Source organism: Flavobacterium sp., from assembly GCF_046296355.1.
In the GTDB taxonomy this organism is placed as follows: domain Bacteria; phylum Bacteroidota; class Bacteroidia; order Flavobacteriales; family Flavobacteriaceae; genus Flavobacterium.
The window spans coordinates 1-12,516 of record NZ_JBKBLM010000025.1 but is presented as its reverse complement, the minus strand read 5'-3'; the positions used below and the strand labels follow the sequence as shown (position 1 = coordinate 12,516).

Below are 12,516 nucleotides of genomic sequence, written 5' to 3'. Positions count from 1 at the left end.
TTTTATTTTTGTATAGCTGTATTTTAGCATTTCTAATGAAAAAAAATCTTGTCCTTTTCATCTTATTCGTCCTGCCCATTGTAGCTTATCTTTTCTTTGCTTCAGGCGTAAACAGTTTTATCACTTTGCCAACCATTACGCAAAGTATTCCCAATGTGGATGCCCAATGGAAATCGCTGAATGGCGAAAAAGTATCGTTGGATAAAAAGATAACCATTTTGGGTTTTGCCGGTCAGGATATCCTAGCCAACAGCGGTAATTTTTTTACGCTCAATCAAAAAATTTATAACAAATACAGAGCATTTAAAGACTTCCAGTTTGTGTTCATCGCGCCTCTAGGAACCGAAGACCAAGCCCAAAGACTTTTGAAGGAATTAGGGAAGATTAGCGATGTTTCAGGCTATCATTTTGTTTTTACCACACCGGAAGTGATTGAGACTTATCATGCCGATTTAAAATTATTGGGCAATTTGGATGCTAAATACGGAACACCTTATGTTTATATTGTTGACAAAAAAAGAAATCTTCGTGGCAGAAAAGGCAAAAGTGACAAAGGAAAACCGGAATACAAAGAGGGTTATAACACAACTTCGGCTGCTGATTTACACAATGATATGATGGATGATGTGAAGATTATTTTGGCCGAATACCGTTTGGCACTCAAAAGAAATAATGCCGACAGAGAAATTTAGAAACAGTACCCATGAAGAATAAATCATATATCGGATTATCGTTTATCATTTTGGTTTTCGGGATTATTTTTATTCCGAAAATCATCAACAGAATTAAAAACGGGACTGTCGTGCAAGGAGAACGAATTGATGCGGTTTCCAATCATAAAACTTCTGAAAACGGTTTGCTGACTATTGGTCCGGCACCAAGTTTCGAACTCACCGATCAAAACAATAAAAAAATTTCCAACGAGACTTATAAAGGCAAAGTATATGTATTAGAGTTTTTCTTTTCAACGTGTCCGTCTATTTGCCCGATTATGAATAAAAACATGGTAAGTATCCAAAATGAATTTTTCGGAAACCCCAATTTCGGAATAGCCTCAATTACCATTAATCCTGAGTATGATACGGCTGCCATTTTAAAAGAACACGCCGATTTAATTGGTGTAAAATCATCAAATTGGCACATGCTGACCGGAGACAAGGAATATATTTTCAATATTTCCAACAAAGGATTTAATATTTATGCCGGAGAAAACAATAAAGTAGCCGGTGGTTTTGAGCATTCGGGTCTTTTCGCCTTGATTGATAAAGACGGGAACATCAGATGCAGAAAGGACAAATTTGGCAATCCTATTTTATATTATGACGGATTAGAAAAAAAAGGCGTAAAAGCAATTACAGAAGACATAAAAAAATTATTAAATGAATAATCAAGAGAATCAAACATTAGAGCGAAAATTCAGAGGTTCCATTATTGCTGTTTCTATCATTATTCCGATAGCAGTTGCGGTTTTGTTTTCGGTTAAGTTAAAAGATTTTGGCATCAACATTGAACCCTTGAGTTTTTTGCCACCCATTTACGCGTCTATAAATGCAGCAACGGCTTTGCTTTTAATTATGGGTGTAATGGCTATAAAAAACGGCAACAGAAAAGTGCACGAAAGACTAATGACTTTGGCCATTGCGTGTTCGGTGGTTTTTTTGGTGATGTATGTGGCTTATCACATGTCGGCTGATTCTACCAAATACGGAGATATCAATGCTGATGGCCTTTTAGATGACACTGAAATAGCCAATGCCGGTTCGATGCGAACGGTTTACTTTTTTATTCTGATTACACATATTATTTTGTCTGTCGCCATTATTCCGATGGTGTTGTTTACTTATGTGAGAGCTTTAGCTGAGCGCTTTGACAAACATAAAAAATTGGCCAAAATAACTTTTCCGCTTTGGTTGTATGTAGCTGTTACAGGCGTGGTAGTATACTTGATGATTTCGCCTTATTATGCAAACTAAAGTTAAAAGGGATAAGAGGAAAGGGATAAGTCAAAAATTAGTGTTGCTAACTTTTGCCTTATGCTTTATGCCTATTGCCTCTTTTTCGCAATGCGCCATGTGCAGAGCCGCTTTGGAAAGCACCGGAGACAACAGCAAAGTCGAAGCGGTAAACGATGGGATAGTTTTTCTGATGGCCATTCCTTATATTATAGTGGCCGGAATAGGATTTGTGGTCTATAAAATGTATTACAAAAAAAAGTAAATTGTCATTTTTCTCGATTGCAAACTGAACACTGCCAACCGAACACTGAACACTAAATCTACTCCATTCCGTCAATTTTCACACTCATTTTTCCTGTAGTGGTAATGAATGCAATAATGGCTTTGTCGGTCACTTCTACTTTTTCAAATTCAAAATCATTCATCGTTCCATTTACGAAAACACCTTTCATCGGAGAGTAATTGTTCAAATATGGTAACAGGCTTTTTTTGCCTTCGTCCAAATTCTCTTTAATAGAATAACGACAGTTTTCCTGAATTTTTCTCAAAATTACACCTTGCAATAACCAGTTGGCGGTTCGGGTCAAGATGCCTTTAGAATTCAAAACATAATCCATTTGGTCAAAATAAATTTCTTTGGTAACCGCATTATAATTCGGTATGCCCGATAAATAAATTGTCCCGTTGATGCTGCCGCTCATGTTTAAAGCAATGATGATTTTACCGTCTTTTTGCCACATGGCCACATTCTCAACGATTATTTTTCGACTGCCCGAAGCAAATTCTTTGCCTTTGAAGTTAGCCGTAATGATTTGCGAAGCACTTTCATAGGTAGAAATAGCAGCCACGTTTGCGGAAACAGTATTTGGAATTTTGGTCACTGCCTTAAATTGAATCGCGTCTCTTTCAAAAGTATTTTTTGGTTTCAAACCCACCATGGTTTGCATATTGCATTTTAGACCTAAATCCATTTTGATTTGACTTTTTTCTAAAACCGCATCGGTAACATACACTTCAATAGGAATGAGTTTGAACCAAGTTTGGTATTGTTCGCTTGTAACAAATGGCGTGCTCATATTCTGCAAAACATCCAAAACATATGGCTTGAAATCACAGGAGTTTTCAATCGCTTCGTCTATTTTTTTAGCCACTTTCGATTTAAAAATAGAAAGCGTCGGATTGATGATGTAAGTAATGGGAACATATTTTCCGGCAACCAATATCGTCGGACTTTCAGACCATTCAAAGTCTTCAATCTTTGACGTGGTTGAGAGTTTCCAATTTGACAATTTCACATCGCTAATCATTGTAATTGTTCCGTTCAAATTGATTTCTCGAGTGTCGTTTAAGCCCAAGAAATCGGTGCCGTATTTTACTTTGGCCCAAATTTTTAAAGGCATAATGGTTTCAATTTTACCGTTTTTTTCTACCAACTTAATCGGAGCGGTTTTCCAAATCTTCATTTCGGTTTTGTCATCAGCCAGGTTAGAATCGTCGTAAATTTGACCATTCAAGGTTTTGTTCAATTGACTTTCTATTTCCTTCAAAGAAATCTCCAAAGGCATGTTCACAAAAGACGTTTTTGTTTTATAAACCATCGGCGCATCATTAGACGGAAGCGGTTTTAAAGCTTCAATTTTTTGAGTAGTCGAACAGCTGTTCAATAAGAACGAAAAGCAAATCACGAAGAGAATCGATTTTAGGGCTGACATAAACGAAAATATTTTTGTCAAAAATAGCGGTAAAATGGAAATAATATGTAACAAATTAAAAAAACTAAAGTCTAAAGGAATAAGTCATTGCTATCACAAGTAATTCAAAAGTTTTATCTTTGTTTGCCAAAGAATAGTAGTATTTCTGTTTATTATGAAAATCATCAAAATCGCTTGCCTCTTTCTACTGTTCGTCAGCATTTCTGTGCGTGCTCAACAAAAGAAATGGACCTTAGAAGAATGTGTTGCTTATGCTCTTGAAAATAATATTTCCATCCAACAATCGGAATTGGATTTAAAAGTATCTGATGTTCTAAAAATGGAAGCGTTAGGTAGATTCCTGCCGGATATTTCTGGAACGGCCAATTATGGAATCAATACCGGAGCCAACATTAACCCTGCAACCAATCAGTTTGAAAATCAGTCCTTCCGTTCGGCATCGGCCAATATTAATACCGGAATCCTTCTTTTTAACGGATTAGCCAATTGGAAAAATCTTCAAAGAGCTAAGATTAATAAACTAGCCAACACTTACAAATTGGATAAAATGAAAGACGACATTGCCTTGAGTGTTGCCAATTCGTATTTGCAGATTTTATTCAATAAAGAACAAGTAAAAGTGCTGGTCAATCAGAATAAAATCACCAAAGAAAACATCAAAAGGACAAAGGAGTTGATTGATGCCGGAACAGTTCCTGCCGGTGATATTTATGAATTACAAGCTACCGACGCTTCACAAGAACAGCAAATTGTAAATGCCCAAAACACGCTTTTTATTTCAAAATTAGGATTGGCCCAAACACTTTTGTTAAAAGATTACGCCAATTTTGATATTGCAGTCGATGACATGAATGTTCCGGCAACTGAAATTTTATTTCAAACACCTGAAGCCATTGCTATAAAAGCAAGAGAAGTTGTAAAAGACATCAAAATTGCTGCTACCAATTATGAAGAAGCGCAAAAAAGTGTATCGCTTGTCAAATCTGATTATCTGCCTAGACTATCAGGTTTTGTAGGTTACAATACGCGTTGGTCACAAAGTATTCCCATCGGTTTTGTAGATCAGTTGTCTGTTTTTGACGGTACCAATGTCGGTATTCAACTCAACGTTCCAATTTTAAACGGTTTTGCCACTCGCGGGAATGTACAACGCACAAAAATTAGTGCAGAACGCTCAAAATTATTGTTAGACCAAGCAGAATTGGATTTAGAACGAACCGTTTTTCAAGCCTATAACGATGTGTTGAATGCGCACAAAAGTTATGAAGCAGCAGTAAAAACAGCCGAAGCCAGAAAGTTGGCGCAAAATTTTTCTAAAGAACGTTTTGATGTCGGACTTTTAAATTCGTTTGATTACAGTCAAGCCCTATTAACCTACGAAAACGCACAATCAGAAGTAATCAGAACGAAGTACGATTATATTTTTAGAATAAAATTGTTAGAGTTTTATTTCGGAATCCCAATCATTCAAAAACAATAAATCATGTCAAAAAAGAAAATATATTGGTTAGTTGGAATAATCATAGTATTGTTAGTCCTATTAGTAGTTTTAAAGAAAAAAGGCGTAATCGGTGCAGATGATGGTATCATTGAAGTCGAAACTGCCAAAGCAGATGAAATCACCATTATCGAAACGGTTTCGGCTACGGGTAAAATCCAACCGGAAATTGAAGTAAAAATATCTTCTGAAGTGTCGGGAGAAATTATCGATTTGCCTATCAAAGAAGGACAAGTCGTAAAAAAAGGACAACTTTTGGTAAAAATTAATCCCGATTTATATACTTCAGGATACAACAGAACGATTTCCAATTTGTCGGGAACCAAAGCCGGTTTGAGTCAGGCCGACGCTGCGTTTAAAGAAGCCAAAGCCAGTTATGACCGAAGCAAAACACTTTTCGACAAAGGCATTATTTCCAGATCGGAATGGGACAAAGCCACAGCTGCTTTTGAAAGCGCCAAAGCCAGCAAAGAATCAGCTTATTATAACGTACAAAGTGCGAATGCTACGGTGAAAGAAGCCAAAGACAACTTGGGAAGAACTACAATTTATTCACCGGCTGACGGAACTATTTCTTCGCTTGGGGTTGAATTGGGTGAAAGAGTTTTAGGAACGCAACAAATGACCGGAACAGAAATCCTTCGTGTAGCCAATTTGGATAACATGGAAGTAGAAGTCGATGTAAATGAAAATGATATCGTGAAAATCAGCATTGGCGACAGCACCAATATCAGCGTTGATGCTTATTTGAAGAAAGAATTTAAAGGAATCGTTACGAGTATTTCAAACTCTGCCAGCACGGCAACTACGGCTGACCAAGTGACTAATTTTAAAGTAAAAGTCAGAATCCTAAAAGAGTCTTACCAAGATTTGCTAGAAGGAAAACCGGCTAGTTTTTCACCGTTCAGACCGGGAATGACGGCAACCGTTGATATTATTACCACCAGAAAAGAAAAGGTAATTGGTGTGCCAATCAGCTCGGTTTTGGTGAAATCGGATACTACGGCTACAAAATCCTATTTGGTTAAAGAGGAAAGTGAAGACAAAAAAGTGACCGCCAAAAGCGACAAAAAATTCGAATGTGTTTTTGTAAAAGAAGGAGGCAAAGCCAAAATCAGAGTCATCAAAACCGGGATTCAAGACGATACCAATATTGAAGTGGTTTCGGGTTTGAAAAAAGGTGATGTGGTAATTATCGGACCTTATACAACCGTTACCAAAGACTTAAATTCAGGAGATAAAGTGAAGTTGAAAAAAGACTCAGCCGAAGGCAAGAATAAAAAAGAATCGTCTGTCACAGTCTCTGCAAATTAGCCTAATCTCAAGTTGAATTATATTTTAAACATAGAAACCGCGACCAAGAATTGCTCAGTGTCTTTAGCCAAAGACGGACAAACCGTTTTGTGCCAAGAAATTGCTGAACAAGGTTATTCGCATGCGGAAAAATTACACGTTTTTATTGAAGATATTTTAAAGGAAGCCGGAATCACCGTTCGCGATTTGAAAGCGATTGCTATAAGCAAAGGTCCGGGTTCTTATACCGGTTTGCGCATTGGTGTTTCTGCCGCTAAAGGTTTGTGTTATGCGTTGCAAATTCCGCTAATTTCTGTCGACACTTTACAAGTTTTGGCCCAAAAAGTAACCCAATACGACGGCTTAATTATTCCGATGATTGATGCCCGAAGAATGGAAGTTTACAGTGCAGTTTTCGATGCAAATCACCAAAAGATAATGGAAGTTCAAGCCGAAGTTTTAACCGAAAACAGTTACGCCGACATTACGGAAACCGTTTATTTTATTGGTGATTGTCAGGAAAAATGCCAAACAGTTTTGACCAAAGATAACTTTGTGTTTTTGTCCGAAATTGTATTTCCTTCCGCCAACGAAATGAGTCCAATCAGCTTTGAAAAATTTACCAAAAATGAGTTTGAAGATGTGGCTTACTTTGAGCCGTTTTATTTGAAGGATTTTATGCTGAACAAAAAATAATTACTCTTTCGAAGATTCTCTGACGTAAGGTTGGGTCACTATGCCCGCAGCGTCAAATGCTTCTTTACAATTCTCCAAAATATCTGAAGCCATCATACCGAAATCCGCATTTTTTGCCCAAGGATTTATGGCTAAAATGATGGCCGAATCGGTTAGGCTTTTGACACTAACGGTTGGTGTCGGATTTTTCAAAACTTTTGGGTGCTCTTGCATTACTTTAATAACTATGTCTTTCGCGGTTTTGATATTGGTATCATACGAAAGTGAGAAAACCAAATCCGCTCTGCGATTGCCTTGCATCGAATAATTGATGATTACGCCATTCGATAAGATTCCGTTGGGCACAAAAATTGTTTGGTTGTTGCCGTTAATTAGCTTGGTTACAAAAATCTGAATTTCAAGCACAGTTCCAATCGCACCTTGCGCTTCAATGGTATCGCCCACACGAAAAGGTTTGAATAAAATAATCAACATTCCTCCTGCAAAATTGGAAAGCGAACCTTGTAAAGACAAACCGATAGCCAAACCTGCAGCACCAAGAATAGCTACGAATGATGAAGTTTCAATGCCCAATTTGGAAATAAAACTCACAAATAACAAAACGCGCAATGCCCAAAGTAAACTATCGGCCAAGAATTTCGATAATGTGGGGTCAAATTCCCTTTTCACCATGATTTTTCTAACCAAACGATTGGTAATTCGGATGGCATACAAACCAACGACTAGGATGATTAGCGCTGAAATTAATTTCGGAGAATAATCAATTAATAGGGTTGTAAATTTTTCTGCGTATTCGGCAAAGGAATGAATCGAAAGCGAGTTGTTCATAGTCAAGGTGTAAAAAAAATCCCGAAAGAATCGGGATAATTATTGGTGCAAAAATAATAATTTTTAAAATTAATCGGCGTCTTCTTCGACACGATTTACCGTTTCTTTAACGGTATCTTCCGCTTCTGAAGAGGCATCACCTGTAAAAGAACTTATTTTTTCTTTTACAGAATCAGTTGCGTTATCGGTAAACTCGCTTATTTTTTCCTTAGCACTTTCCACTACATTTTCAATAGTTTCAGTCGCTTGCGGAACATATTCGCTTATTTTTTCTTTGGCAGCATCAGCCATTTCCTCAACCTTATCTATCATCGGTTCAGCCATTTCTTTTACTTTTTCAATAGCGTCATCGGCGAAATTCTGTGCTTGTTCTCCGGCTTTTCCTTTGGCACCGCCAAACAAATTTTTAAAAAAATCTCCAAATCCCATACCTGTAGTTTTTATTGGTTAATAATAACAATATTACGATTTTTTCTAGGAATTTAATGTTATTTTGTTGATAATTTGTTGGAAATCAGCGGTTGGAATATCGCAGGTTTTGTTTTGGCACAAATAAAATAAGGTTTGATTTTCCTCAAATCGATTTTCTAAAAAAGGAAGTTTGGAATCAGTCTTGGAGCCTGAAATAATTATATTCGGCAAATATTGTTGGTTGATTTGGCCCAAATAATCAAACGCTTTTTCACCACAAATCGCCAATTCTTTATTTTGTTCCGAATAATTTAAAAGTACGTTCAGCCAGTTCGAAAATGCCGAAGGATAATCAATCGTTGGGATGATATTTTGTACCATTTGCTCAGCAATATTTTCGTAATAACTATTGCTGAAATAAATGCCTAATCGAAATAAATTGCTTGCCATGACTGAGTTGGCTGCCGGAATCACATTATCTTCGACTTCAAAATGCGTGGTGATTAACGCTTCGTCTGTTTTGGACGTATACGAAAAGAATGCCGCTTTTTCATCATAGAAATGATCAAAGCTATAATCCGTCAACTGCTTGGCATTTTGCAACCAATGTTCGTCTAAAGTCGTTTCGTATGAAGCAATAAATACGTGAATCACATGGGCATAATCTTCCAGATATGCATTGATGGTAGCTTTTCCGTTTTTATAGGTTCGGAATAAATGGCCTTCTGCACTCCAGAGATTTTTAGTAATGAAATCAGCATTTTGCAAAGCAATGTCTAAATATTTTGGGTTGCCCAAAGCTTTGTAAGCCTCGATAAAACCTTTGCCCATAATGGCATTCCAAGAAGTTAAACACTTGTCGTCTAATCTTGGTTTGCTGCGCTTTTCTCTTTCGGAATACAGTTTTTGTTCCCAAGTTTTTTTCTTTTGCGCCAATGTTTCTATGCCAATGTATTGATTTTCAGCTATTTGTTCTAAAGATTGGTTCTGAATCAAAACATAATTGCCGTGTTCCCAATGCCCGAATTCATTGATATTGAAAACTTCCGAAAACAAGTCGAAATCTTTGCCGAGTAATTCCAATAACTCTTCTTTAGTCCAAACATAAAACGCGCCTTCTTCCAAATGATTTTTGGCATTCAAACTGTCGGCATCGAGTGCAGAATAGAAACTTCCTTCTGAAGTCAGCCATTCTTTTTCGACGAAAGTCAAAGTCTTTTCGATGACTTCTTTGTACAATGGATTTTGGGTTAATTTGTAGGCATTCGCGTAAAGCGAAACCAATTGGCCATTGTCGTACAACATTTTTTCAAAATGCGGCACGTGCCACTTCATATCTACAGAATAGCGTGAAAACCCGCCATCAAGCGTATCGAATAAACCGCCGTAAGCCATTTTGGTTAACGTCAAGTTCGTGAAATCCAATAAGCTTTGGTTTTGGGTTTGGTAACCGTAACGCAAAAGGAATTCGTAGTTGGTTGGCATCATAAACTTGGGTGCGCGAGCCATACCGCCAAAATCCCAATCGAAGCTTTTTTGCCATTTTTCGATTAGTTTTTCTAGGCTGTCTAAATTGTGTTCAATAGGCGAATCGATTTTTGGAATTACGCTTAAAGATTGTAAACCTTCATGTAGTTGTTGGGCATACTCGAAGATGGTTTGCGGGTTTTGGGTGTAAATTTCCTGAAGTTTCTCTAGGGAATTAATCCAGTCATTTTTACGGAAATACGTTCCGCCCCAAATCGGTCTGCCGTCGGGTAAAGTCACTACATTCATAGGCCATCCGCCTTGACCGGTCATGACTTGCACGGCTTTCATGTAGACGGCATCGATATCCGGACGTTCTTCGCGGTCGATTTTGATATTGACAAAATGGGCGTTCATTACGGCAGCGACTTCGTCGTTTTCAAAACTTTCGTGTTCCATCACGTGACACCAATGGCAAGCCGAATAGCCTATACTGATGATGATGAGTTTGTTTTCTTTTTGGGCTTGTGCCAAAGATTTTTCGTTCCAGGCTTTCCAATGCACGGGATTGTTGGCGTGTTGTAAAAGATATGGACTGGTTTCTAAGTGTAGTTCGTTCATGTTTTATTTTTTAGCCCCGACCTGCCTGCCGGCAGGCAGGTTGCAGCGGGAAACAGCTCCTAAAATTAGATAAAAAAAGCGCCCGATTTGGACGCTTAAAATTAGTTTTTTATTTTGAATAAATGCTTATCCGTTCAATGCTTCAACCACGATATCTTTGTCGTTGAGCATATCTTTGAGCATGTTTTCGATACCGTTTTTCAGGGTGAAAGTCGAGGAAGGACAACCGTTGCACGAACCTTGTAGTACTACTTTTACGCGTTTTTCATTTTCATCATAGGAATCAAAAAGGATGTTTCCGCCATCGGCAGCTACAGCCGGTTTTACGTATTCTTCAAGGATATTGATGATTTGTTGTGAAGTAGTATCGAGGTTGTCGAAATTTTTGATTTGTTGTTTTTCTTGTTTTTCGTCATTGACAATCATGGTTTCGTCTAGAACTGTTCCGCCGTTTTCGATGAATTGTTTGATGAAGGTGCGAAGTTCTAAAGTGATTTCTTCCCAAGAAGTGCTTTCGTATTTGGTTACCGAGATGTAGTTTTCGGTGATAAAAATTTCTTTTACGAAGTGGAATTTGAATAATTCCTGTGCTAGTGGAGAGGCTTGTGCTTCGTCTATATTTTTGAATTCGACTGCGGTTTTGGTCAAAGCTTTATTGACTACAAATTTAAGCGAAGCCGGATTGGGTGTGGTTTCGCCGTAAACTGTGATGGGCTGTTTTTTGGTTTTATTTTCGCTTGGCAAAACGATTACGCCGCCATTGTTGACGAAATTTTCAATTTGCTCAGCTACAGCATCTTGCACATCTGACCAATCCACTATGCTGAATCGTTCGATGGCGATAAAGTTTCCGGAAATGTAAACGGTTTTTACAAAAGGCAAGTAAAAAAGTTGTTGTGCCAAAGGGGAATTTTTGGCTTCATCGATATTTTTAAATTCGAAGTTTTCATTTTGTGTAATGAAATCGGGGAACTCAAATTTTATTATTGTTGGGTTTTGTGTTTCTTTTATGGCAATTTTCATTGGAACAGTATATTTTTCTGCAAATTTAACAAAGATATTTTCTGTGAATAGTTATATTTGGACAATTAAACAATAAATTAACATTAAGTGTTGTTCTTTTGAGGAATAATGCTTTTAAATTTCGTATGCATGAAACGAATTTTATTATTTATTCCGATATTTTTATTGACATTCAAATCGTTAGCTCAACCAATAACGGTTAATAATACTACCTATACAGTTCCGCAGTTGGTTCAGGATGTTTTATTTGCTTCGGGATCCGTCGGATCTTCTTGTGTTGGAACTATTAGCAACATATCTTGGAGCACAGGAAGTGGTGCTAGTAACGGGAGTAGTTTTGGTTCTTCCAATGGGATAGGCTATTTCCAGAATACCAATCCAAATTTTCCTTTAACTTCAGGTGTGATTTTGAGTACCGGTAATGCTATGAGTGCGCCAGGGCCTAATAACACAACGTTGAGTGACGGTTCAAATGCATGGGTAGGCGACAATGATTTATTTAATTACATTACGGGATTAGGAATAGATCCGGCCTTAACAGATTATAACAATGCAACGATTTTAGAGTTTGATTTTACGCCTTTGACCAATCAAATGAGTTTTGATTTCCTTTTTGCATCGGAAGAATACGGAACTTTTCAATGTGCGTATTCTGACTCGTTTGCGTTCTTTTTGACTAATGTTACGGCAGGAACGGCTACTACAAATTTGGCATTAGTGCCCAGTACAACTACACCAATTTCGGTAGTAACTATCCGTGATGATGCACACAATGCAGGTTGCGGTTCTGTAAATCCAACCTATTTCGGGAGTTTTAACGGTGGGGCAAATGCGGCCAATTCGGCAACCAATTTTAATGGAGAAACTGTATTAATGACAGCTAATTCAACGGTTATTCCAAATAATGTTTATCATATTAAATTAGTTATTGCTGACAGGAATGACAATTCCTATGACTCCGCGGTTTTTTTAGGCGGCGGTAGTTTTGATATTGGCTCAGCCAGTTTAGCAG

13 protein-coding genes are annotated in these 12,516 nt (G+C 37.5%); 8 read left to right on the top strand and 5 right to left on the bottom strand.

Annotated elements, in window-relative coordinates; all coding sequences use genetic code 11:
- The first annotated feature begins 35 nt into the window (after nucleotides 1-35).
- The 4 genes from ACK4HO_RS09975 to ACK4HO_RS09960 are packed head-to-tail and all read left to right on the top strand — an operon-like array spanning nucleotide 36 to nucleotide 2,217.
- Nucleotides 36-692, top strand: a complete 657-nt coding sequence (locus tag ACK4HO_RS09975; RefSeq protein ID WP_409665409.1) for a hypothetical protein — start codon at nucleotides 36-38, stop codon at nucleotides 690-692.
- A gap of 11 nt (nucleotides 693-703) precedes the next feature.
- Nucleotides 704-1,387 carry an SCO family protein gene (locus tag ACK4HO_RS09970; protein WP_409665406.1) on the top strand — a complete coding sequence of 228 codons (684 nt, stop codon included), beginning with the start codon at nucleotides 704-706 and terminating at the stop codon, nucleotides 1,385-1,387.
- Nucleotides 1,380-1,973, top strand: a complete 594-nt coding sequence (locus ACK4HO_RS09965; RefSeq protein ID WP_409665404.1) for a DUF420 domain-containing protein — start codon at nucleotides 1,380-1,382, stop codon at nucleotides 1,971-1,973. Before ACK4HO_RS09970 ends, ACK4HO_RS09965 begins: the two co-directional genes overlap by 8 nt.
- A 40-nt stretch (nucleotides 1,974-2,013) precedes the next feature.
- Nucleotides 2,014-2,217 (top strand): hypothetical protein, encoded by a 204-nt coding sequence (locus ACK4HO_RS09960; RefSeq protein ID WP_409665455.1) that lies wholly within the window; start codon nucleotides 2,014-2,016, stop codon nucleotides 2,215-2,217.
- Nucleotides 2,218-2,275: 58 nt separating this feature from the next.
- Here the strand turns inward: ACK4HO_RS09960 and ACK4HO_RS09955 are convergent, their stop codons facing one another.
- Complete coding sequence (locus tag ACK4HO_RS09955) at nucleotides 2,276-3,667, bottom strand: DUF4403 family protein (protein ID WP_409665401.1); 1,392 nt, start codon at nucleotides 3,665-3,667, stop codon at nucleotides 2,276-2,278.
- Nucleotides 3,668-3,821: 154 nt separating this feature from the next.
- On the opposite strand from ACK4HO_RS09955, the gene ACK4HO_RS09950 reads away from it, so the two are divergent.
- The 3 genes from ACK4HO_RS09950 to tsaB are packed head-to-tail and all read left to right on the top strand — an operon-like array spanning nucleotide 3,822 to nucleotide 7,154.
- Nucleotides 3,822-5,147: a TolC family protein gene (locus ACK4HO_RS09950; protein ID WP_409665398.1), complete on the top strand. Its 1,326-nt coding sequence runs from the start codon at nucleotides 3,822-3,824 to the stop codon at nucleotides 5,145-5,147.
- A 3-nt stretch (nucleotides 5,148-5,150) separates the two neighbouring features.
- Complete coding sequence (locus ACK4HO_RS09945) at nucleotides 5,151-6,479, top strand: efflux RND transporter periplasmic adaptor subunit (protein ID WP_409665395.1); 1,329 nt, start codon at nucleotides 5,151-5,153, stop codon at nucleotides 6,477-6,479.
- Nucleotides 6,480-6,491: 12 nt separating this feature from the next.
- Complete coding sequence (gene tsaB / locus ACK4HO_RS09940) at nucleotides 6,492-7,154, top strand: tRNA (adenosine(37)-N6)-threonylcarbamoyltransferase complex dimerization subunit type 1 TsaB (RefSeq protein ID WP_409665392.1); 663 nt, start codon at nucleotides 6,492-6,494, stop codon at nucleotides 7,152-7,154.
- On the opposite strand, the gene ACK4HO_RS09935 is transcribed toward tsaB, so the two are convergent.
- The 4 genes from ACK4HO_RS09935 to ACK4HO_RS09920 form a co-directional block, all read right to left on the bottom strand.
- Nucleotides 7,155-7,982 (bottom strand): mechanosensitive ion channel family protein, encoded by an 828-nt coding sequence (locus ACK4HO_RS09935; RefSeq protein WP_409665389.1) that lies wholly within the window; start codon nucleotides 7,980-7,982, stop codon nucleotides 7,155-7,157.
- 69 nt (nucleotides 7,983-8,051) lie between these two features.
- A complete protein-coding gene (locus tag ACK4HO_RS09930; protein WP_409665386.1) occupies nucleotides 8,052-8,411 on the bottom strand; it encodes a hypothetical protein in 360 nt (119 codons plus the stop codon).
- Nucleotides 8,412-8,456: 45 nt separating this feature from the next.
- Nucleotides 8,457-10,481, bottom strand: coding sequence for a thioredoxin domain-containing protein (locus tag ACK4HO_RS09925; RefSeq protein ID WP_409665383.1), 2,025 nt, complete (start codon nucleotides 10,479-10,481; stop codon nucleotides 8,457-8,459).
- Nucleotides 10,482-10,607: 126 nt separating this feature from the next.
- Nucleotides 10,608-11,504, bottom strand: coding sequence for a NifU family protein (locus ACK4HO_RS09920; RefSeq protein ID WP_409665381.1), 897 nt, complete (start codon nucleotides 11,502-11,504; stop codon nucleotides 10,608-10,610).
- 129 nt (nucleotides 11,505-11,633) lie between these two features.
- On the opposite strand from ACK4HO_RS09920, the gene ACK4HO_RS09915 reads away from it, so the two are divergent.
- Nucleotides 11,634-12,516: choice-of-anchor L domain-containing protein (locus ACK4HO_RS09915; protein ID WP_409665378.1), on the top strand; the 883-nt coding region annotated here is incomplete at its 3' end.